18 protein-coding genes are annotated in these 21,514 nt (G+C 54.7%); 12 read left to right on the top strand and 6 right to left on the bottom strand.

The window, feature by feature from the left end; genetic code table 11:
* Nucleotides 1–515: 515 nt before the first annotated feature.
* The 3 genes from EPA93_RS28685 to EPA93_RS28675 all read left to right on the top strand — a co-directional run bounded on the left by EPA93_RS28685 (nt 516) and on the right by EPA93_RS28675 (nt 4,688).
* On the top strand, nt 516–1,943 hold the full coding sequence (locus tag EPA93_RS28685; RefSeq protein ID WP_129890806.1) for a glycosyltransferase family 4 protein: 1,428 nt from the start codon (nt 516–518) through the stop codon (nt 1,941–1,943).
* Between the two features lie 20 nt (nt 1,944–1,963).
* Complete coding sequence (locus tag EPA93_RS28680) at nt 1,964–3,355, top strand: polysaccharide deacetylase family protein (RefSeq protein WP_129890805.1); 1,392 nt, start codon at nt 1,964–1,966, stop codon at nt 3,353–3,355.
* A 346-nt stretch (nt 3,356–3,701) separates the two neighbouring features.
* Nucleotides 3,702–4,688, top strand: coding sequence for a lytic transglycosylase domain-containing protein (locus EPA93_RS28675; RefSeq protein ID WP_207229229.1), 987 nt, complete (start codon nt 3,702–3,704; stop codon nt 4,686–4,688).
* A 39-nt stretch (nt 4,689–4,727) separates the two neighbouring features.
* Here EPA93_RS28675 and EPA93_RS28670 read toward each other — a convergent pair whose 3' ends face one another.
* Both EPA93_RS28670 and EPA93_RS28665 read right to left on the bottom strand, forming a co-directional pair.
* Nucleotides 4,728–6,158, bottom strand: coding sequence for an MFS transporter (locus EPA93_RS28670; protein WP_129890804.1), 1,431 nt, complete (start codon nt 6,156–6,158; stop codon nt 4,728–4,730).
* Between the two features lie 33 nt (nt 6,159–6,191).
* On the bottom strand, nt 6,192–6,476 hold the full coding sequence (locus EPA93_RS28665) for a hypothetical protein (RefSeq protein WP_129890803.1): 285 nt from the start codon (nt 6,474–6,476) through the stop codon (nt 6,192–6,194).
* 174 nt (nt 6,477–6,650) lie between these two features.
* On the opposite strand from EPA93_RS28665, the gene EPA93_RS28660 reads away from it, so the two are divergent.
* Nucleotides 6,651–6,830, top strand: coding sequence for a hypothetical protein (locus EPA93_RS28660; RefSeq protein ID WP_129890802.1), 180 nt, complete (start codon nt 6,651–6,653; stop codon nt 6,828–6,830).
* Here EPA93_RS28660 and EPA93_RS28655 read toward each other — a convergent pair.
* Nucleotides 6,767–7,531 (bottom strand): acyltransferase family protein, encoded by a 765-nt coding sequence (locus EPA93_RS28655; RefSeq protein WP_129890801.1) that lies wholly within the window; start codon nt 7,529–7,531, stop codon nt 6,767–6,769. The genes EPA93_RS28660 and EPA93_RS28655 overlap by 64 nt on opposite strands.
* Nucleotides 7,532–7,906: 375 nt before the next feature.
* Between EPA93_RS28655 and EPA93_RS28650 the strand changes: the two genes are divergently transcribed.
* The 8 genes from EPA93_RS28650 (at nt 7,907) to EPA93_RS28615 (ending at nt 12,907) form a co-directional block, all read left to right on the top strand.
* Nucleotides 7,907–8,863: a Phenylacetic acid catabolic protein gene (locus EPA93_RS28650; protein ID WP_129890800.1), complete on the top strand. Its 957-nt coding sequence runs from the start codon at nt 7,907–7,909 to the stop codon at nt 8,861–8,863.
* Nucleotides 8,860–9,213 (top strand): metal-sulfur cluster assembly factor, encoded by a 354-nt coding sequence (locus tag EPA93_RS28645; protein ID WP_129890799.1) that lies wholly within the window; start codon nt 8,860–8,862, stop codon nt 9,211–9,213. The genes EPA93_RS28650 and EPA93_RS28645 overlap by 4 nt, the downstream gene beginning before the upstream one ends.
* Nucleotides 9,210–9,458: a hypothetical protein gene (locus EPA93_RS28640; protein WP_129890798.1), complete on the top strand. Its 249-nt coding sequence runs from the start codon at nt 9,210–9,212 to the stop codon at nt 9,456–9,458. Before EPA93_RS28645 ends, EPA93_RS28640 begins: the two co-directional genes overlap by 4 nt.
* A gap of 17 nt (nt 9,459–9,475) precedes the next feature.
* Nucleotides 9,476–10,237: a Phenylacetic acid catabolic protein gene (locus tag EPA93_RS28635; RefSeq protein WP_129890797.1), complete on the top strand. Its 762-nt coding sequence runs from the start codon at nt 9,476–9,478 to the stop codon at nt 10,235–10,237.
* 232 nt (nt 10,238–10,469) lie between these two features.
* On the top strand, nt 10,470–10,676 hold the full coding sequence (locus EPA93_RS28630; RefSeq protein WP_129890796.1) for a PaaD-like zinc ribbon domain-containing protein: 207 nt from the start codon (nt 10,470–10,472) through the stop codon (nt 10,674–10,676).
* Between the two features lie 2 nt (nt 10,677–10,678).
* Complete coding sequence (locus EPA93_RS28625; protein WP_129890795.1) at nt 10,679–11,479, top strand: enoyl-CoA hydratase/isomerase family protein; 801 nt, start codon at nt 10,679–10,681, stop codon at nt 11,477–11,479.
* Between the two features lie 180 nt (nt 11,480–11,659).
* Nucleotides 11,660–12,256, top strand: coding sequence for an enoyl-CoA hydratase/isomerase family protein (locus tag EPA93_RS28620; protein ID WP_129890794.1), 597 nt, complete (start codon nt 11,660–11,662; stop codon nt 12,254–12,256).
* 144 nt (nt 12,257–12,400) lie between these two features.
* Nucleotides 12,401–12,907, top strand: coding sequence for a hypothetical protein (locus EPA93_RS28615; RefSeq protein ID WP_129890793.1), 507 nt, complete (start codon nt 12,401–12,403; stop codon nt 12,905–12,907).
* Nucleotides 12,908–13,100: 193 nt separating this feature from the next.
* On the opposite strand, the gene asnB is transcribed toward EPA93_RS28615, so the two are convergent.
* The 3 genes from asnB to EPA93_RS28600 form a co-directional block, all read right to left on the bottom strand.
* A complete protein-coding gene (gene asnB, locus EPA93_RS28610) occupies nt 13,101–14,945 on the bottom strand; it encodes an asparagine synthase (glutamine-hydrolyzing) (RefSeq protein WP_129890792.1) in 1,845 nt (614 codons plus the stop codon).
* A gap of 365 nt (nt 14,946–15,310) precedes the next feature.
* Nucleotides 15,311–17,161: an ABC transporter ATP-binding protein gene (locus EPA93_RS28605; RefSeq protein WP_165423457.1), complete on the bottom strand. Its 1,851-nt coding sequence runs from the start codon at nt 17,159–17,161 to the stop codon at nt 15,311–15,313.
* Nucleotides 17,133–20,456: a lantibiotic dehydratase gene (locus EPA93_RS28600; protein WP_129890790.1), complete on the bottom strand. Its 3,324-nt coding sequence runs from the start codon at nt 20,454–20,456 to the stop codon at nt 17,133–17,135. Before EPA93_RS28600 ends, EPA93_RS28605 begins: the two co-directional genes overlap by 29 nt.
* Nucleotides 20,457–21,514 lie beyond the last annotated feature (1,058 nt).

Raw genomic sequence — 21,514 nt, 5'->3', positions numbered from 1 at the left:
AAGGGATATCTTTTCTGCCCGCTGGTTATACTGAGATCAACCCGGTAGGGAGGCCGCCGCTCCGCTGAGAATTTTCTAAGCAAGAATTTAGCTATAGTGCTTACCTCTACAATATGAGTGTAGTTGGTAGGCGTGCCGGCTTCATGGGTAGCGTGAGGGCCATTAGCATCTTCTCGGGTTGAGCATTGGCTGTGTGATATACTGAGAATGAAATACATTTGTACTGAATAACGTGCTCTACTGGCTCTAGATGACAGGTCATAAGCACCTGAGAATCGAGCGGAGCATAAGCCTTAGTACACAAAAGGCATTGCAAGGATGCAAGAGAGTAAAAGCGCGTTGAGGGGTGTGGACAATGCCTGTCAGCTTCAGCGCTCGGTCGGCTGTACTATAAACGTAAGCGCAAGCTACGCGTGTAGTGTTACACTAGCACACTGTGTCGAGCTGAAGATCGAACACGGGTGCCGATCTCTTTTCTCCTACACATCAAAAGAGGACACAAGGATATCTGAGTTATGATGAAATTGGATGGAGCAATATCGCCGGAAAACACTTTGTTTGTCTTGCTCTGTTTTGAAGGGCCGGATGTCTACTCTACAGCCGGCGGCCTGGGGACGCGTGTCTCTGAGCTGAGCGAGGCGCTGGCAACCCAGGGGTATACGACTCACCTGATCTTTATTGGTGATCCCAATAAGCCCGCGCTCGAAACGCGGGTGGATGGTCGCTTGATCCTGGAGCGCTGGTCACAGTGGGTGAGCAAATATTATCCCAATGGTGTCTATGATGGTGAAGAGCAAAAGCTCTATGACTACAACGAGAGCGTGCCCCACCACATCTATAGTGAGATCGTCAGACCCGCCGTCGATGCCGGGAAGACTGTTGTGATTATGGGTGAAGACTGGCATACGGCCGAGGTGATGTGCCGTATTTCTGATCTCTTGTACTGGTTCAATGTACGTCAGAAGGTTTTACTCCTCTGGAATCTCAACAGCCTGATGTCGCTGCACCGCGTCAACTGGGGCCGCCTCAACTATGTCTCGACGCTGTGTACCGTGAGCAAGTACATGAAGCATAAGATGTGGGATCTTAGCGTCAATCCGCTGGTAATTCCCAATGGTATTCCCAGCCGGCATCTGGAGCCTGTGGATAAAGAGGCCGTGGCGCGTCTGCGTGCTATCGTGCGGCGTGATAATCCTCAGCGCCTCTTCCTCTTCAAGATCGGGCGCTTCGATCCCGATAAGCGCTGGCTGATGGCTATCGAGGCAGTAGCGCGCCTGAAAAATGCTGGCTACCCGGTTACGCTCTTTGTGCGTGGCGGCATTGAGCCGCATGGGATAGAGGTCTTCCAGCGAGCCTATAGCCTTGGCCTTTCCATTCGTGATGTCATGCTCGCGCAGCGTCCGCCCTCCCTCGATCAATGCATGGAGGCCATAGAGCAGGCCGAGCCAGCGGATGTCTATAATCTGCGCTTCTTCCTGCCCGAAGAATTTGTGCGCACCACTTATGCAGCAGCCGATGCTACGCTTGCCAATAGCGGTCACGAGCCCTTTGGCCTTGTGGCCCTGGAAGTCATGGCAGCCCAGGGTATCGCGGTAACCGGCTCAACTGGCGAGGATTATGCCATCTCCTTTGAGAATGCCATTGTGACCGAGACCGACGATCCCGACGAGATTGTGGGCTATCTGCTGTACTTGCGCCGCCACCAGGCAGAGCAGGAGCGCATTCGCTACGGCGGGTATCATACGGCGCGCCAATTCCTGTGGGACCGCGTGATTGAAAATCTTGTGGGCAAGCTAGAGTTCCTGGCGCGCAAGCAGGATATTAATCTCGTCTCGGCACACGAAACTGTGACCGAGCCGGCTGGAAACAAGGATGGCCAGGAGGAAGTTGTGAGTGAGGAAGCTGTCGAACCTGCCCATGTGGTAGGAAATCTGGCAGGATAATTTGGGAGGACTGGTGTTGTATGGTTGCGGATCTGGCTATCTATACAGTGGTGCATCAACCGCGTCGTTTGAAGCTGCCGGCGCAGCCCATTCCGCGTGGCGCATCTATAGATGATATTACACGCTGTCTCTTTGATGAACAGATGAATGAACGCTACTTCAGGAAGGTAGCGCGCTACAGCTATTATCCTGCCACGCGTATGTTCCTGGATCTTGTGAGGCAGGGCATGAAGCTCTCTATCGGTTTCTCGCTTTCCTTTCTGCGCCAGGCCCAGTCCTGGGACGAAGAGCTGCTAAATCTCTTTCGCGAGCTGGTGGCACAGGAAAATGTTGAGCTGATAGGCGTAGAGCCGTATCATAGCTTTCTGTTCCTACTCGATCTGCCGGCCTTTATTGGACGGATGCGGGAGATGTGCGATGAACTTGAGCACATCTTTGGCAAGCGTCCCGTGGTGACAGATACGACCGAGATGTGTATGTCGGCGACTCTCTACGATGCGCTCGATACTGCCGGTTTCCGCGGGGCGGTGATGGATGGCCGGCCCTGGGTGATGAGTTGGCGCGAAAGTACGCATCTTTACCGAAACGGTGATGAGCGCCCCTTTGTGCTGTCTCCCGATGAGAAAACGCGGGGCAGACGGGGACGGGGACGCACCCAGGCGGAGCCGGAGGCGCGGGAGGCTCCTTACTTGCTCACGCGTCACCTGGAATTGAGCGATGATGTTGGTTATCGCTTCTCCAACCAGAGTTGGTCTGGCTATCCGTTGTATGCCGATACCTATGCTGATTGGATTGCGCATACCTGGGGCGATCTTTTATTGCTTGGCTGGGATTTTGAGACCTTCGGTGAGCATCATAGGCGCGATAGTGGGATCTTCGAGTTTATGCACGCTTTGCCGGCTGAGCTGCAGCGGCGTAAGGTCTCAACCTATACGGCCAGCGAGCTGATTGAGCGCCACAGGGAACAGGCTTACCATTTGCCCCTGCCCGTCCATCCTACCACCTGGGCTGGAAGCGGCGGCATGGAGTTCTTCCTGGGCAATAGCGCACAGCAGAACATTTTGCAACTGATGGGCCATGTCTATAACATGGCAAAATTGACAGAGCAGCCCGAGCTGCTTGATCTGGCCACCTGGCTGGCGCAATCTGATAATCTCCATCTGATCCAGTGGTATGGCCGCAGCGGACCCGAGGCTGAGGTTTCGGCTTACTTTACGCCTGATGAGTGGTGGGAACTGGGTCCCAACGGAGTCATCCACGAACAGCAGCAGGTCTATATCAATGCTCTGCATGCGATGGAAGCTTATCTTCCCGTACGCGCAGCCCGTCGCGTAAAGAGCAAGAAGGCCTCGTCCAGGGCGATACGGCCTGCTAGCGAGCTGATCGAGAGCGCAGCCGTGCTGGCACATTAAATTACTTTGGCGCTTCAACTCAGCTAACTATCAAGGCGACCTGGCAGAAGGAGTTAATCCTCCTTCTGCCAGGCTTTTTCTTTCCCCACTTGCCTACTATTTCTTGCGTTAAATAAAGCTATTTCGCTTTGCCTGCAATCCTGCATGGGCGCGTCAGGCGAACATAGGTTCGTTAAAATGCCTGGCTCTGCATATTACTTTTACCCCCTTTTCGCCAAAAAAATTGACTTGTTTCCGCCTCTTTAGCTAGACTTGAAAACAAGTAATGATGTGATCAAGGGTGCTGGTGTGTCTTTCCCGCGTCGATGAGGTGGGTATGCGCCCGCAGATTGTGATGAGGTAGGTCATGCAACAATTCGACTCTCTTCAGCCATTTCAGTACAGTTCTACTGATATAGCAGAGGAGCGTATTTCAGATAGTCTTCCCTTTACTCCGCCACCCATTACAAACAAGACGACCGAGGGTCTCCATTCTGGGCCACAGCAGATGTCTGCTCCCGGCTCGCTGACGGGAGGGCTGGCTGGCCGCTATCCAATGCTGACAGAACCAGTGCACGATGTGGCGACAACGCAATCGCTGATCGCAGCCCTACAAGCCACGATGCAGCCTGCCGCGGCTAATAAACGTGGCGTGGTGGTCATCCCGGGGGCGCGCAAGGGGGCGCCGGTAACCAGGAAGCTGGCCGATGAGCCTTCGCCGCTGGCCTTGCATACGCGCCATGGCATCGTAATGGGGGCGGTTGTCATTATCGTATTTGTCTCGATGCTCACGATGTCTCCGTTGAGCGCGCGAGGCTCAAGCCCGTTGTTCCAGAGCGTGATCCAGTGGGTGCAATCCCAGCAGCTGGCCTGGAATCTCGATGGGCATGTTATGTCTATGACCCAGAACCAGGATCAAGCCGATACAACGGGAAACATGCCGGTTCCACCGCCGATGAACCTGCCCAAGAGCCAGTATGTGGCCCTGGCTCGGCAGGCTGCCATTAATGCCGGCATCCCGCCCGATTATTTTGTGCGACAGATCAATGCGGAGAGCGGCTTTAATCCCTATGCAGTTTCCCCTTCGGGCGCTGTGGGTATTGCCCAGTTTATGCCATCAACGGCGGCCGGTATGGGCGTAAATCCTTATGATCCGGTCTCGGCGCTCAATGGTGCGGCTCGCTATATGGCTAACTATTATCACCAGTATGGTAACGATTATGCCAAGGCACTAGCGGCCTATAATGCTGGCAGCGGAACCGTGGATAATGCCATTCGCCTGGGTGGTGCGGCCTGGATGAACTATATCCCTCCCGAGACACGCAACTATATCAATAGAATCATGGGCATCTAGCTACTTTTGAACCAGAGCTCTGGCTGTGCCTACCTGTTTTCAGGATCGGGGCGCGCGAGCCTGGTTCTTTTGTCTTCTCTGCCTGCGCATCGTCCGATAACTCCAGAAGCCGAAAAGGGCGATACTTGCCGCCAGCAGGATTAGGAATCTATCAAAGCCTATAAACTGAGCGATAAGCGCGGCAAACAAGAGGACGGGGATCGAGCCAAGATTATACAGCATAAATTGTAAGGCCAGCACACGGGCCCGTCCAGCTTCTGGGGCGCATTCGATCATGAGGGTCTGGGTTGGAATGGTGACCATGGCGATAGCGGCTCCCAGCACGGCTACCAGGATCATTGTTGAGGTGGTAAGCCAGCTTGTGGCCTGCGCTGGATTGAGGGTGTGGGCAAACCACTGATTAAGAGCCAGCAGGAGGCAGCCCAGAGCCAGGGAGCTCAGGCCAATGGTGGTCAAAACAAGCTTGTCGATGCGCTGCGTGAGGCGAGGCAGGACACAGGCCGCGCCCACTAAGCCAATCCCGGCCGGGGCAAGAATGAGCGAAACGTCCTCGGCCCGCCGCTGTAGAATATGCTGGACGAAAGTTGGCGCGAGCAGGCCTACGAGCAGCATCACAATGCCAATGAGCGTACACTGAATGACTGCGAAGAAGAGGAGCCGATTGGTGCGCACCATCAGCCAGCCCTCGATCATATCATGTCTCAACTGAGATATAGCCTGCTTAGAGCTCTCCCTGAGCTGTTTATTGCTTATGGCCTGACTGCTGGCCTGCCCGAAAGCGCGCCTGGGAATGCACAGAATCAGGATGGCGCAGATACCATAGAGCAGAGCGCCGAACAAGAAGAGGAGATCTGTGGGCTCGATGTGCAGCGTGAAAAGGCTAAGCTGGATGGTAAATGGCGGAAAGAGCTGGATAATCAGGCCGCCCAACAGCAGAAAGCCGATGACCATCGAGACAGTGACAGTAATATTGAAGAGGGAAAGCGCTGCCATCAATTCTCGCTTCTCAACCAGGAAGGGGATAGATGCGCCCTCCGCAGGCGTGAAGAACTGGCCGATGAGCGCTGTGAGGAACGTCAGGACGAAAAGCGGTCCCAGATTTGTGTGATCTATGAGCAGCGAGAGGCTCATCAGTAGCATAGTAGCCATGCGCAGGATATTGCTCACCCAGAGCACAAGACGCTTATCAAGCCAGTCAACTATCACGCCGGCGATAGCTCCGAAGGGGAAGGCCGGCAACTGAAAGGCGATAATGGCCAGGCTTACCAGAAGCAAGGAACTGCTGGTGTGCTGAACCTGCATAACAAAGCCAAAGTTGGCGGCGTTGAGCGTGATGAGCGAGAGCAACTGCGCTATCCAGATTAAGAGAAAATTTCGATTTTTGAGGACCTGCCAGGGGCCGGGCGTGCCGGCGGCTGGCTCTTCTGGCAAAGCCGCTGAGGGCTGCCTTTCAAGGAGCTGGCTGGTCATAACTGCTTCACCTTCTTTCAAGAGCTATGTTACTTAATCTATCAGGGCGCCAGTAACCGGGGCCGTGGAAAACGAGAGGGCGGCGAGCGAGCCGGTCAGGTTCCGGGTTCCACGCGCGAGCGTAGGCTGCATGGCCTCAACTTCAGGCCCATAGCCTGCGCGGATATTTTCTGCATATCCCCGAGCCAGGCGGGCGCGCAATTTGCCCTCTGCCAGCCCCCAGATGCCCCGTAGACCCTCCAAGCGCTTAAAGAATAGGTCTGTCAGTATCAGAGTTACCAGCAGGCTGCTAAGGCCGATGAGCAGGAATTTGCCCACGCTACCAATCTGCAGTGGTACGATCAGCCAGGCCGCAAGCACAATCAGCGGATAGTGTAGCCAGTAGAACGAGAACGAGATGCTGCTGCCATATTGTAGGGCTTTGTTGCTGAAATTGAGATACCGATTGCCGGCGGCAAGCGCTACCAGGAGCCAGGAGCCCAGATTGAGGCTATGCAGCAGCAGGAAGAGCAGGTTGCCGGGCGCATAATCAGAGGCGCTGGTCCACAGGCCCTGCGTTCCGCTGAGCCAGAGGGCGACGATGAGCAGAAAACAGCTACTGCCAAGTATCAGCGCTCCTTTGCCAGCCCCGGCAATGAGGGGGCAAAGCGTGGCGTAGCGAAAAGCACATAGCCATAGATGTAGCAGAGCAGCCAGGTGAAGACGTCTGCCCAGTTCTGGTAGCCGGGAAAGGCTGGACGTAGGCCAAGCTGGACCAGGGCGAGCGGAACGAGAAAGAGCCAGAAGGCGGCAAGGCCTTTGTGCCCTTCGCAGAAGCTGGTCAGCTTATCGAGTAGCTTGCTGCCGGAGTCGCTTTGGAAAAATCTGCAAAGCGGCAAGAGCAGCAAAGAGATGAGAAATAGATCGGCAAGAAACCACAGATGGTGCAGGTAGGCGCCCATCCATTGGGGATTCCAGCTGAAGGGAATATGTGTAAGGAATGAGGCCGAGAAGGCTAGGAAATTCGTGGGCTGGCCAGGCTGTCCCAGGGCTTCAAAATAAGCCTGCAGGGGCGCGATGAGTAGAAAACCGCCGATGAGAGGGATCAGGAGGCGTCGGCAGCGTTCGCCGATGAACTGGCCTGCTGTTCGGCGGCGCAGGGCGAAGCGTGTGCCGGCTCCGGCAAACAGGAAGAAGAGCGCAATGATCCATTGGGGTAAGAAGTCGATGCAATATTGCAGGTAGGGGCTGTTTCCGCCCACTCCCATATTGTAAGATGGAACGAGCATATTGGCGCTATGAATGATTAAGACGAGTAAAATGAGGAATGCGCGGAGGGTATCGAAATAATAAATTCGGGCTTTTTTTTCGCTACCAGGTGGAGATATATTCATAGTATAGTTCCTTTTTTATCTACTCGCGCCAGGCGGATAAAGCTCAGAGACGAAGCCGGAAAGAAAGTTATTCAATCTCTCCTGGCCACATTATTCGTCCTGAAAAACCGCCTCTAAGGCTGTTTAATAGCAAATCTTTATGGGGCAGGCGTATATTTCATCTTGATCTGGGATTAATGATAAGGGAGAGATGTCATTGGACTATCACAAAAGTGTCGTGAAAATGTAGCGTCGGGCTTCTAAATGTTACAATTCTGTGAACTGACGCCCCATAAGTAGATCTTGACTTTTTCCTGCTCTCCAACATACAATGAATATATCCATATGGAGATATGACAGCGAAATATGGTTGCCACAATATAAGGAGTAACGTCCATGACCGCTATATCTGCGCTCCAGAGCGAAGAGGCTCTGGTAAGTCGACTACGAAAGCAGCAGCTAGTAGAGTCCATTGAGCACATGAGCCCCGTGTATCTTGAGGGGATCAAGCGTATCCTCACAGTCTCGGCTGATACCGAGCTCATCAGCTCCCCGGCCTATTATCATGCTGCCGTGCATGCTCCCTCCCTCAATGCCTTTGGCTCTGCGGTCTCTATCATCCAGGATGAGCTAGGCCATGCGCACATCGCCTATCGTCTGCTACGAGACGTAGGTGTAGACACAGAAAAATTAATCTTCGAGCGAGAGCCCCGTCAGTTTAAATACCCTTATGCCTTTGATGTGCCCCTGGATAGCTGGGTAGAGTTAGTGGTAGCCAACGCTTTCTATGATCGAGCCGGCTATACTCTGCTGGGCGATATCTATCAGAGCACAACCTTTGGTCCCTGGAAGCGCGCACTGGTGAAAGTAGACAAGGAAGAGACTTTCCATCTGCGACACGGCGAGCAGTGGATGCGCAAACTTAACAAAGATAGAAGCGGCCACGAAGAGCTACAGAAGGCCGTAGATTGGATGTTCCTGCTCACCGTCGAGTGGTTTGGTCTGCCTGACGATTTAAAGAAGCACAGCGAGCAGCTTAATTACGGCTTTAAGGGCCACAGTAACGACGAATTGCGCCAGATCTGGATGTCTACGGCAGTTCCGCTCTGCCAGGAGCTGCAGCTCAACGTTCCTGCACACTATGACGAAGCGCAGAAGAAGTATGTCGTGGATTGTGCCTTCCCTGCCCATTTTGATGCGCAGGCTAAGCGCTGGCTGCTGGAGGATGGGGCGTGTAGCTGGGACGACGTTATCAAGCGTTGGAAAGCACGCGGCCCCAAGAACGAAGAGTTTGTGGCGATGATACAGCGCGGCAAGAAAGAGATGCTGCGCCTGTTGGAGCAAGAGGCATGACTACGACCTATCCATCTATGCAGACCTGCCCGCGCGAACACGCATCATGTCCCTCACTCTGGGACGCGCTGCGCGATGTAATGGACCCGGAGATTCCGATCAGCGTTGTTGATATGGGTCTTATCGTCGATATTGCGCAGCATGATGGATGCGTCAATCTCAAGCTCACCTTTACTGCCATGGGCTGTCCGGCCATGGAGTTCATTATGGATGATATTCGCCAGCGCTTATTACAGGAGCCAGGAGTGGAGAAGGTCGATATCGAGGTTGTATGGGACCCCGTATGGACCAAAGAGCGCTTAAGCGAAGATGGCATTGAAATTATGCGTACATGGGGGATATCGGCGTGAGTACAGGCATAGAACAAGGCGTGCAGGCGAACCAGAGGACCCGGCGCGAAGCGCTTAACGAGAGCCGCGTATGGTTGGTGTATGCACGCCGCAAATACGAAGAGCCACTCCATGAGATTGGTAACGTTATGGCCGACGATGTAGAGCTTGCCCGCGTCTATGCGCGCAGCATTTATGACGAGTTCTCATGGATCGAGATGGTCATTATCCCGCGTGATTGCGTCGTTACAGTGATTGGGTCGTAAGGAGTTAGGAAAAGCACATGGCAAATGCTACAACACGTACGGACCACGCAGCCTTATTTGCCGTTCTCTCGTCGCTGGCCGATAATAAGCAGGCCATTGGTCGGCGCTATGCTTTCTGGTGCAATGGCGCGCCAGCGCTGGAGGCTGCGGTAGCCGCGGCGGCTATGACTCAGGACGAGCTGGGTCATGCGCGTACTCTCTATCCGTTGCTCGATAATTTTGCACAGGCCGAGGCTGACCCGCAGCAGATCGAGCCGGAAACACGGACCCTGCACTACCATCTGGCCTTCCTGGACCGAGATTTCCAGGGCTGGTCTGATTTTGTGGCTACTAATTTTTTACTGGATACAGCGATTACTACGTTTTTTGAGGCGGCCCAGGACTCAAGTTATGAGCCGTTGCGTCAGCGTGCGCGCAAGATCTTACAGGAGGAGCGCATCCATCAGATCCATGGCGAGGGCTGGGTGCGTCGCCTGGCCAGAGCCGGCGGGGCTGTGCGCGCTGCCCTCGCTAGCTCGCTAGAGCGCCTCTGGGATGAGACACTTTGCTGGTATGGTCCCGACGATGATACTAGCATGCAGCAACTGTATCGGGAAGGGATCATTGATGCCACGCCCGCCGAGTTGCGCCATCGCTATTTGCAGAAGATCATGCCAACATTCGAAAGCCTTGGCCTTGAAGTGAATGCAGCTTTTGAGCCGGCGACCAAACGTTGGCGAGCGGCGCGGGCGCTTCCCTGGGAGCGCTGGGACGCGACTGCCCGCAAACTAGAGGTCTAGTAGAGCATGGCGGAAAGAGATTGTTAAGGGCCAGACCCTTAACGTGGGGCACGGAGGCTACGCTGCAAGCGAGCGGATTGGCCCCAGCATCTTCCCCTGCCGGCCACTGAGTGAGTTGCAAGATGTAAAAAAGGGATTGTTGAGGGCAAAGGCTCTTAACCTGGAGCACGGAGGCTACGCCCCAGCATCTCCCCTCCCTGCAGCCCGCAGGCGGCAAAAAAAGAGATGTTCTATGAGCACAGACTATACTGGCAGTGAGCGACAGAAAGAAAACCTTGTCATCTGTCCCTACTGCGGCTCAAGCGAGACCGAAATCTTTTCCTTGTTTGGTCAGCAACTGCTGACAGTTCAATATTACTGTAATGCTTGTCGTACGCCTTTTGAGCACGTCAAAGATGATAGTGTTCTGGATAACTACGCAGCACGAAAGGAAGGCTAACCGTGACAACGACCTCTGAACGAACGCTCGTCAACTATACAGTAACCGATGGAGTAGCCGTCATCGAGCTTACCAACCCACCGGCGAATACCTATAGTCACGAGATGATGCGCCAGCTGGACGAGGCTATTTTGCAGGCGCGCTTCGACGAGAACGTGCATGTGCTTCTCCTGCGGGGTTCGGGCGAGAAGTTTTTCTGCGCCGGCGCAGAGATCAGCATGCTCAATGCCGTAACTCCCACCTTCAAATATTACTTCTGCCTCCATGCCAACGAGACCCTCAACCGCCTGGAGCAGACGCCCAAACTTGTCATCGCGGCCCTCAACGGCCACACGGTTGGTGGCGGCCTGGAGATTGCCCTGGCCTGCGACATTCGCATTGCGCGCCGCAATGCTGGCAAGGTTGGCCTGCCCGAGATCAACCTTGGCGTGCTGCCCGGCACCGGTGGTACGCAGCGCCTGGCGCGTGCTCTGCCCAAGAATCGGGCCATCGAGCTGATGACTGAGGGCAAGCTTATCAGCTTTGAGGAGGCTCTGGATCTGAGCCTGATTAACTATATCTATGATTCCGAGGGCTATTGGGACAAAGTGATGGAGTACGCGAAATCCTTCTGTCCGCCCAACAAGGCCGCGCGCACGGTTGGCCGCATCAAGCGCTCCGTGCAGTCAGGCTCAGAGGTAGCCTTCTCCGAGGCTCTGGCTATCGAGCGCGAGCTGCAGCAGCTCTGCTTCCAGAGCGAGGATGCCAAGGAAGGCCTGGCGGCCTATGTAGAGAAGCGTAAAGGCAATTTCAGCGGACGCTAGCTGATAGGATACTTGTATATGCGCGGGCGGCCAGTGCTGGTCGCCCGCCTGCGCTATTTGCGATAAACCCCTTGCAGAGCGACGCAGCATCGCGTATTATGGAAGCAATAGAGTGGCGCTGAGATACTGTTTCAGCCAGGTAATAGACAAGGTACAGCTCTGCTGATAGGAAACATTTGCATGCCAGATATCCATGTTCGCTTACGTAAAGACATTCTCTGGCTCATTCTTGATAAACCCCCGCTTAACCCACTGACAACTACTATTCTCGACCAATTAGCGGCAGCCATGCTCAAGGCCCTCAAGCAGCGGCCACATCTCATTGTGATTACCGGGACAGGCGAACTGGCTTTTTGTGCCGGCGTGGACGTGCACGAAGCTTCGGAGACGCACAAGGCCAAACTTTTGCAGGCCGCCACAGCTACCAGCAACGCCTTTAAAGCCTTGCATGAGCAAAATATTCCCACAGTTGCCCTGGTTAAAGGCAAGGCCTTTGGCGCGGGTTGCGAGCTCATGGCCTTCTGCGATACGGTAATTGCCCGGGAGGATGCTACCTTTCGCCTCCCAGCAGTGAATGCAAGAGTCTTTCCCGACGCCGTTTCGGCATGCATCCCTGCCTTGATTGGGCAGGAGCAGACTAGCCAGCTTATGCAGAGCGGCGAAACGCTCAGTGCGCACGAGGCCTTGCGTCTGGGCCTGACTCATCAAGTCCTGCCAACTAACCGCTTCCACGCCGATACCGAAGAGCTATTGGTTATGCTCTCCACGCCGAGCTGAGGGCTTAGTATTGGGCTACCGGTTTTCAAATGCGGTAATATGCGTGATAATTGATGTGGGGAACTTTTGGTAGTCGGGCTACGTCAAGACAAAGGATGCTGTGTTAATGTTGCTAGAGTTTAGCAGGTAAAGGAGTTTGTACTCATGCATAGGGTTCCTGCTCTACATAGGTCAATTTTCTATCTGACGCTACTCGCTCTGGTTGCGGCGTTTGTCCTGGCTTCCTGTGGTGGATCTTCAACCACGAATCCTCAGCCGACTCCGCCGCCACAGGGGACGACGGCTGCGGGCAATGGTTCTGCCTTTGGTTGCCCCAACAATGCTGTGCTGAATCCGGCTTCCAAGCCGAATGTGACTGCCAGCCTTGGCAATGTGAATGGCACTGTCACGGCGCATACTGGCGATGTGATCGCGGTGCAGCTCCCCTTCGGCCATAAATGGACTGGTCCCACCAGAGCCCAGCAGGACATCTTACAGGTCCAGCAACCGGCCGGCTATGCCAATCAAACGACGAAAATGTGCGTATGGCGCTTTGTGGCTAAAAGTACGGGTTCGACACAACTCATATTCCACAGCCAGGCACTTTGTAAACCTGGACAGATGTGCGCAATGTATATCGCCGATATGCCTATTACGATTGAGGTAAAATAGCCAGGTTATCCTGCTTGCCGTACGCCGGGATGGCTCGCCAGCAGATTTGTACCGGCCAGGGTCCAATGTGCTATGCGCTTCAACTGCTTTGGCAAGAGGTGCGCGAAGACACTGGCTTACGCGTAAGAGCTCCGCGAGGCGACATAACCTCGGGCGGAGCTCTTACGCTGTCTCGGGCTGATAGCGACTGCCTCTACTCCACAATGCTCACGTGATACTCTTGGAACCAGGTATTGAGCTGAATGACGCGCTCAAAAAAGAAGACACTTGCTTCGTCAGGGAGCTGCACTTTCTTCTCAACAAGCATGCGCAGGAACTCAGGGTTTGTGAGCTTTAAGGCTGGCGCCTGCGGATTCGCCAGGATCTGCAAGGTATATTTGCGCAGGGCCTCAACATAGGTCGGGTTTTGCGTGGAGGGATAGGCGCTCTTGCGTCTCTTGCGCGCATCGTCTGGCAGGATGCCGGTCATAGCCTCACGCAAGATGCCCTTCTCGATGCCCCCGGTATTTTTCATCTCCCATGGAATGTTCCACACGTATTCGACAAGGCGATGATCGCAGAATGGCACACGGACCTCGAAGCCCACAGCCATACTCATGCGGTCCTTGCGGTCTAGCAGCATGGGGAGGAAATGCGTGAGGTTCAGATAAAAGATCTCGCGCATCCTGGCCTCACGGGCATCTTCGCCTGGCAGGCGTGGAACTTCGGCCAGGCTGTCTTGATAGAGCTGCTGGATGTGGCCGGCAAAATCAATCTTACTCTGTAGCTCGGGCGCGAGCCAGGTCGATAAAGCCTGCCGCTGACGTCTGCTTACATCCATTCCGCTAATGGCGATCCAGGGGAAGGTGGGCGCCTTGATCACCTCCTCGTTATGGAACCAGGGATAGCCGCCAAAGACTTCATCGGCCGATTCGCCAGAGATGGCGACGGTAGCGTCTTGCTTCATGGTTTTGAAGAGCAGGTAGAGCGAGGTCTCTATCTGTCCAATGGCGGGCAGATCATGGGCGCGCAGAGGAACCAGCAGGTTATCTATTAGCTCGGGCGTGTCCACAACGAGCGTGTGATGCTGGCTGCCCACATATTCGGAGACGCGCTTGACCCAGGGCGCATCAAGGCTTGGGCGCAGAGCGTTGCCCTGGAAATGTTCTGCACTCTCGGCGAAGTCGATGGAGTAGGTGTGCAGTTGCTTGCCCTCCTGCTTGAATTCGCGCGCGGCCAGGGCGGTCAGTGCGCTTGAGTCCAGGCCGCCGGAGAGCATGGCGACAAGGGGCATATCAGAGATGAGCTGCCTTCTGACCGTATCTTCCAGGAGGGCCCGCACATGCTCTGTAGTTGTGACGAGATCGTCGGTATGGGGAGCGCTCTGCAGGGCCCAGTAGCGCTTAACCTGCAGCTGCTGGTGGGTGCAGACGACGAGATGGCCGGGTCGCAGTTCATGGACATCGCGAAAGACGGCGGAGCCCGGCGCGCGCCTGAAGCCGAAGAGCTCTGTCAGGCCATGGATATCAACTTCGGGCTTAACGGCAGGATGGGCTAAGAGGGCTTTGAGCTCTGAGCCAAAGATGATCGAACTGCCGCGACGCGCATAAAACAAGGGCTTGACGCCAAGGTGATCGCGGGCTAGCAAGAGCCGCTGCTGCTGCTCATCCCAGAGGCCAAAGGCAAAGATACCGTTTAAATGCTGCACACAATCTATGCCCCATTCGAGATAGGTGTGCAGGAGCACCTCGGTATCTGAGCGCGTGCGAAAGGTGTGTCCGCGCGTTTCTAGTTCGCTGCGTAACTCGCGAAAATTATAGATTTCACCATTGTAGGTGATCGCATAGGTCTGGTTCCCTTGTTGATGAACCATGGGCTGAGTTCCACCCTGGGGATCGATGACGATCAGACGGCGATGGACAAGCGCGGCGTGCGGGGCAAGCCAACTTCCCTCTGCATCGGGTCCTCGGTGGCAGAGGGTATCGGCCATGTGCTGTACGATTGGCCCTTGTTGGGTAAGATCCTGCTCCCAGTCAACCCATCCGGCTATTCCACACATATCTTTTCTTCCCTCCGGATTCTGATGGTCTGTCAGGTTTACTTGATTAGTGAAACCAACGGCATTGCCAGGGGGCGCCGCGAGCGAGCGGATTGCGGTCCCTGATCTGGGGGTTTGGAGGCTACGTCACGATCTAGCGAATTGGCCCCATTCCCCCTATCTCCGCCGGAGGCGGCGTGGCCTCAAATGACGTTTGACGGGCACTAGTAATAAGCTGACAGATAGGCTTTTTAATTTTGAAACACTTAGATCATTTATCTTTATGTATTTTATCAGCTTATGCCACTCTTTTGCTTTTGGGATAGCTGGAAGAGAATGGAGGTGCAGCAGGCGGAAAGCCCTGGCACCTCCAGTGTTATGTGCGGTTAGTTCAGGTAGCCAGCAGCCTGCAAGCTGAAAAGCTGGGCGTAGGTGCCCTCTTGCTTTATGAGTTCCTCATGCGTGCCATCCTCGATAATTTTGCCCTGATCGATAACTATAATGCGATCGGCCATGCGCACAGTAGAGAAGCGGTGGGCGATCAGAAGCGTAGTTGCTCCGGTGGCCACGCTCTGCATACGGGCAAAGATCTCGGCTTCGGCTTTGGCATCCATTGAGGCCGTGGGTTCGTCCAGCACAACTATCGGGGCGTGGCGCATAAACGCGCGGGCCAGAGCTATTTTCTGCCACTGCCCTCCCGAGAGGTCCTGGCCCTTCTCAAACATGCGTCCTAGCATTGTCTCGTATTGCTGGGGAAATTCCTCAACAACCGTGCCGATGCCGCTGGCCACTGCGGCGTCGCGAATGCTCTCCTTATTCTCAAGCTCTTCCACGCGACCAAAGCCAATATTCTCGCGTACGCTCAGGTTGTAGCGCACAAAATCCTGAAAAATGATGCTTATATGTTTGCGCAGATCATCGAGATCATATTCCTCGATGGGATAATCGTCTAGCAAGATCTGGCCTTCGCTCGGCTCATACAATCGACTGAGCAGCTTAACCAGGGTGGTCTTGCCGGCTCCGTTGTGTCCCACCAGGGCCACGCATTCGCCAACGCGCAAGAAGAGGTTAAGATTATGCAGGATGGTGGTCTCTGTGCCTGGATAGACAAAGCTCACATTGCGAAACTCGATGCCCTTCTGTAAGCGCTTTGGCATTTTGCGCGTTCCGCTCTTGATGGTGCCGGGAGCTACGTCAAGAAATTCGAACAGATTGCTGACAAACAGGTTGCTGGTATAGAGCTCGGCGATACTGTTCAGCAGGCCGCCTACGCTGCTCTGGACTACCGCGATGGCTTGCATATAGCCCGCCAGGGCGCCGATCTGGTTGCCGGCAATGGTAATCACGATGGCATAGATCTGCGCGCCGGCCGAGGCCATATTTGTAAGAAGGGCGAAAGGCATCTGCATCAGGGATTGGCGTTTGGCCAGGTCGCTATCAACCTTATAGAAAGCGTCGTAGAGCTGCTTATAGCGTTGCATGAAGTGCTTGCCCAGCTGAAAGAGGCGAACCTCTTTGACAGTATATGAGTGGGTTGCCAGGAACTCTAAGTACCAGAGCAGACGGCGCTGCGGCGCGCGCTCGCGCTCGATCTGATAGCCGCGCTGCCCATAGAAGAGCCGCGCGCCTACCGATGGCAAGGGCGCCAGTAAGATGAGCAGGCCCAGCATCCAGTTCCAGGATACCAGGACTGAGACGACAGAGACCAGGGTGACTACCTGCCCGCAGAGCTGCACCATATATGAGAAGATCTGGTAGGGGCGATAATTGCTTTCAGATTTGGCACGCTCCAGTTTATCGTAGAGCTTGTCATCTTCATAGTGCTGCAGATCAAGGCTGATGGCTTTCTCCATGATGAGAATGCTGATTTTGTTATTCAGCCTTAGCGTTAGCAGCGATTGGCATTGCTCCTGGAACGTGCCCAGAAGCGAGCTCAGGAGCATCAGGAGACCTTGCAGGACGCCGAAGGTAATGGCGAGATTGATCAGGGCCTGAGCATGGCTATGCTGGATGGCCTGGGCCGCGCTCTGGATAACCAGGCTCGTCAACTGGATCTGCGCTGAAGGCAGGAGGCCACTCAGAATAGTCAGGGCGAGAATGGCTATAACTAGACCTGGATGGGTATGCCAGATCAAGGTAAGTGTGCGCTTCCAGGCCTGGCTGAAGGTGGCGAGATGCTGTAAAAGCCGTTTGCCACGCTCCAGTGGACTAAGCTTCATGGCTGGCCCCGCTTTCATGTATTCCGACTTCTTGTTCGGCGGCTTTGCTCTTCTCGGGGCGTAGGCGCAGGCTCTCCAAAGTATGGTGCCAGAACGCATATGCCTGTAGCTCTTTTTGCCGATCGAGGTCTAGAAAACGAATCTTATGCATATGGGCAAGGCTACCGAGCAGCTCATGCTCAGGGACCCAAAGCTTCCCCCCTTGGGCCAGCTTGCGGACCTGCTCGCCGCAGGCTCTCAGCGAGGCCGTATAGGGCTGCAGGAGGGAGAGGAGGAGCTGGCGTTGCTTTTGCTGGTCGGGATCGGACGCGGAGCTCCTGGGCGCGAAGTATTCGCAGTAGAGCTTGCGCTGGGCGCGAAATTCCTTGCTCCAGGCATATTTATCTGTCTGAAGCTGCTGTAACCATTGCAGGCGCTGAGCCTGATCGTAGCCCCAGGCCGCGAAGAACTGTTCATAGCTGAAGACAAGGGTGAGCATAGGATCGAGGGTTAGATGACGGGCATAGTGGGCTGCAACCAGATTGCTGGTAAGCGTGCTATCAAGGGTAAAGACCTGCTCAAGAAGCTCGATAGCGTCAGGACCGCCATAGCGCTCCACTTCGCGTTCGTAGGTATCGAGGCTGTAGCGCTGCAGCAATCCGCGCTCGGCAAGTTGCAGGCTCCATTGCAAGATCTGCTGCAAGGCAGGCCCGCGCTTCTCTGGCGTGCTGGCATGGCAGCGCAGGCGCAAATGGGGCTCGGGATCGTTATAGCGCAGGTAGAACCAGCGATCGATAAGGCCTTGTTCTTGCAGCTGCTTGATCAGACTGCGTACGGGACCGGCAATAAGCTCATCGTGCTGTTTGGGTGAAGCATAGAGCTTGTTGAAGATCCAATCTTCGCCCGGGTAGACATTGCGCTCTCGCCGTGTTAGGGCGTGGGTAGGAGGGCTAAACTGCTCAAGCTTTTCATGATCTGTCCCGCTCTGCGTTTGCAAGGCATCGCTGCGTAGCAGAGGCACGACGATCTCTGCAAAATAGCGGCCTTCCTGCTCGTCCTGCAGCCAGAGGTGCTCAAAATCTGGCAGGAGCTCTTGAAGCTGTATCTGGGCTTCTCCCTGCAATCTGGCCAGCTCGTTGCGTAGCTCCTCGGCCATGACCGGATGATCGAGATCGAGCAACAAGCGATTGTCAAACTGAGTTATATAGACGTAACGAGGTACGCGCCAGCGCGCTCGCCAGCTTTGCAGGCCCTGGAACCAGCGGGCCTGGTCGCTGCCCGTCCCTGTAGGGACTATCGTCTCGGTCGTAAGGTGCCACTGGGCCGGGCTTAAGACTAGACTGCTCTCGGGACCAGTTTTAAAGCTGACGCGAGGCAAGAATGGCGCGCTGTTAAGGTCGCCCCAATCAAAGGGTGCCAAGCCTGGGCGCGCATCTTGCGCTATATCGAGGATAAAGCGGCAGACGTTGGGAGCCGTCATGCTGTTAAGCATATGCGTCTGACCAACTATGACGCGTTTGCCCAGGCGCAACGAGCGCAGGTAGAAACGTCCATTATGGACTCCCACAACCAGGTCATGCAAAGAGATAACTCGTTCCGCCGGAACCGAGGGCGTTGTGCCGACGACTATCTCATAGCTGCGTAAAGCCGGGCGCAGCGCGACGTTGGCTCCGCGCGCGTTCCGGGGCAGATAGCTGAGCTCGGCAAAGATTACATCTGGCTCCAAGGCTTCCTCGCGCTTGACCATCTGCTGTAAGGCTTCCATTCCCTTGTCCTCTAGCAGATCATAGAAGCGGCCAAAGGTCCGGCCGGCGTCGGGAGAGCCGCAGTTCTGGCCAATCACGGCATGCCACTGTCCATGGTCAAGAGCCGACGCTGAGTCCGCGTGGATCTGCAAATAGATCTCCAATGAGGGCGGAGCCTGCTCAAGACGCGGGGACCAGCGTTCAAGCTTCTGCAGGAGCTGCGGCGTGAGCTCTGCTTCTAATGCATGCTCATTGAGCGCTTCGGCAAGCAGCAGCTGCAAGATGCGATCCCGCTGAGGTGTCTCGGGACGATTGATTTGCTGAGGGAAGGGGTAGGCGCGCGGCGGTTGCATATAGCCAGATGGGGCATCGAGCCCGTTCTCAGGGCTGAGCAGATCAAGTACCGGCACCTCCGCCCGCTCGCCGTACTTGTCGATAAATTGCATTCGATAGGCTTGCAGAGCCGTGCTGCCCTGCGGAGCAGGCGAGAGACGCAAGAGGAGCTCTGCAGCCTGAGCAGCGAGCTCGCCTATGCCCTGTTGAAGCTCGCTTGCGCGCAGCTGCAAGGCTGTGTCAACCTGGACCTGGATCGTTTTTTGGGTTGGGTTCAGCACTTCCAGGGATTGCTTCAACTCGTCTACGCGCTGCAAAGGGGCGCAGTAGCCGGCGCTATCAAGTGCTGAGGCCGCCCTTAATACTGCCTGTAAGTTCTGCGTAAGCTCCCCTGTCTCTTGCAGCCCTGAGAGATAACTGGCGATATATTCGGCGGGTTGCGCATTAGTCAGGGGCGGATGCAAATCGCTGAGCAGAAAGTGGTTTTCCCAGAGCTGCCAGAGCAAGTTCTCGACTTGCTGCGTTGTGGCCTGGGGAAAGGCCCGGTGCAGGGCTGCTTGTAGTTCGGCATAGGGCTGCGGAGTGCTGGCGAGGGCGAAAACCTTGCGTACAACCGAGGTCGCACGTAGTGTGATGGTGCGATTATCCTGCTGGCCATATGCATCGGCCAGGGGCAGCAAGGCGCGCTCGCCGGCAATATAGGCAGTCTGATTCACGCTGACACGTAGCTGCTTGACATATTCGCGCTTCTCTTCGACTTTCTGCAGCAAGGCCAGGAGCCATTCCATATCTGGACGCGTGCGGATTTGCGCAATGGGAGGCGAGGCCAGGCGCGCCGTCGTGCTGGGGGCAAGGTTGCCTAATGTGACGCCCGAGAACAGGCCAAAGGGAGTTGGGCGCGTACACATCCGGATAAGATAGCGCAGCAGGCTGGAATAGGTGCGCCTGATGCGCGAGGAGCGCAGGTTGTCCTGGCGTAGACGGGTCAGCCCCTCGTGCAGGGCCGTGCTGGATAGAGCCAGGGCCAGGGCAATCTGTGGCTGGCTTGCCAGTTCCCCCAGGAGCTGATAACACTGCTCCTGTGAGGTTTGTAGCCAGGCTTCCAGCTCTTCTTGCTTCTCAGGCGGGGCCGGAGCCGTAGCGACGAGACGCTTAAAGAGGTCTGCCGGCAAGGTAGGTGTACGCAGCATATAGAAGCCAGCGGGGACATAGAGTGCTGATGTATCTTGATGGACAGTTTGCTTCTTCTCCGGCATTGAGAAGTCCTTTCGGTAACGAATGACAAGGCATTCCTCGACAACGCTTAGTATGTGGAGGTAGAGCCATCGCGGCCTTCAGGATTGGCTGAGATATGAGATTGCTACTAACATTGCATGTTGCATAAACTCATAGGCTGGAAGCCTCAGCTTTGCCGCTAGCATGGATAGAGATGCTTCTCTTTCAGTGCCTTCATAACTCAGGCTGAATTATAGCCTATTATTTTATTTACGTCAAAAGGCGCTCTATTGACAAGATCTATCAGAATTAATATCTGACGAGATACCAACAATGTATCATATAAAGCAAATGTTACTCAATAATATGTCAATTGATTATCTACTATATTTATTGTAAATATGTGGATAAAGATGTACAATTACGGCTAAGAGGATGCCATCAGGGTAGCAGATAGCTTTACCATAGAGCAGGTAACTATATGCTACGCTGCCTATCCCGGGAAGCCAAATAGCGCTACGTCCTCAATGTCTACTCGGAGCTGTTTGCCGGCCAGCTTCTATCTGGGTGCCAACCTGAGCAACGAATGTCAGTTGTTTTTTAGCGCAAAGAAAGGAAGCGTTATGCCTGTTTTTACGGAAGAAATCCCCGCTGTTCGGAATTCTGCAATATCCATGGATGACGTGTTTGATCTAGACGTGCGCGTGCTCGTTGCACCAATGGCTGAGCATGAGAAGAAACTACATGAAAACCCCCATAGCTTTCAAGCATGTTCCAAATTTTGCCATACCTTCGCGAATCGCTGTAGCACTTCATGTCCTGCCTTCTGTGGGTAGGCTCTAAATAATAGGGGTAGGGATAGAAGTAATTTATCTCTACCTCGTTCCCCGCCATGTGCCAGGCCCTAAAATATTTGCTCCTTTTCTATCTGTAACATATCTTTTTAATATTACCTTTATTGACAATGCTAATAATATATTTCTATAATAAAATCTGAGGAGCTCTATAGAGCATATAGAGCTGAATTTACCTGTATAGCAGGGATTGTTTGCCGGCCAGTTTCTGCAGAGATGCTAGCTTAATTAACAAATGCACCTTA

Source organism: Ktedonosporobacter rubrisoli (assembly GCF_004208415.1).
Lineage (GTDB): Bacteria > Chloroflexota > Ktedonobacteria > Ktedonobacterales > Ktedonobacteraceae > Ktedonosporobacter > Ktedonosporobacter rubrisoli.
The sequence above is the reverse complement of the archived record's forward strand: the minus strand, read 5'-3'. Positions and strand labels throughout refer to the sequence as shown.

Bases quoted from the DNA above. Each gene is read 5' to 3' on its own strand.
- EPA93_RS28630 (WP_129890796.1), top strand. From the start codon at position 10,470: ATGAGCACAGACTATACTGGCAGTGAGCGACAGAAAGAAAACCTTGTC.
- EPA93_RS28650 (WP_129890800.1), top strand. From the start codon at position 7,907: ATGACCGCTATATCTGCGCTCCAGAGCGAAGAGGCTCTGGTAAGTCGA.
- EPA93_RS28600 (WP_129890790.1), bottom strand. From the start codon at position 20,456: ATGCCGGAGAAGAAGCAAACTGTCCATCAAGATACATCAGCACTCTAT.
- EPA93_RS28645 (WP_129890799.1), top strand. From the start codon at position 8,860: ATGACTACGACCTATCCATCTATGCAGACCTGCCCGCGCGAACACGCA.
- EPA93_RS28615 (WP_129890793.1), top strand. From the start codon at position 12,401: ATGCATAGGGTTCCTGCTCTACATAGGTCAATTTTCTATCTGACGCTA.
- EPA93_RS28660 (WP_129890802.1), top strand. From the start codon at position 6,651: ATGCAGCAGCAGGAAGAGCAGGTTGCCGGGCGCATAATCAGAGGCGCT.
- EPA93_RS28605 (WP_165423457.1), bottom strand. From the start codon at position 17,161: ATGAAAGCGGGGCCAGCCATGAAGCTTAGTCCACTGGAGCGTGGCAAA.
- asnB (WP_129890792.1), bottom strand. From the start codon at position 14,945: ATGTGTGGAATAGCCGGATGGGTTGACTGGGAGCAGGATCTTACCCAA.
- EPA93_RS28635 (WP_129890797.1), top strand. From the start codon at position 9,476: ATGGCAAATGCTACAACACGTACGGACCACGCAGCCTTATTTGCCGTT.
- EPA93_RS28680 (WP_129890805.1), top strand. From the start codon at position 1,964: ATGGTTGCGGATCTGGCTATCTATACAGTGGTGCATCAACCGCGTCGT.
- EPA93_RS28675 (WP_207229229.1), top strand. From the start codon at position 3,702: ATGCAACAATTCGACTCTCTTCAGCCATTTCAGTACAGTTCTACTGAT.
- EPA93_RS28685 (WP_129890806.1), top strand. From the start codon at position 516: ATGATGAAATTGGATGGAGCAATATCGCCGGAAAACACTTTGTTTGTC.
- EPA93_RS28655 (WP_129890801.1), bottom strand. From the start codon at position 7,531: ATGAATATATCTCCACCTGGTAGCGAAAAAAAAGCCCGAATTTATTAT.
- EPA93_RS28670 (WP_129890804.1), bottom strand. From the start codon at position 6,158: ATGACCAGCCAGCTCCTTGAAAGGCAGCCCTCAGCGGCTTTGCCAGAA.
- EPA93_RS28620 (WP_129890794.1), top strand. From the start codon at position 11,660: ATGCCAGATATCCATGTTCGCTTACGTAAAGACATTCTCTGGCTCATT.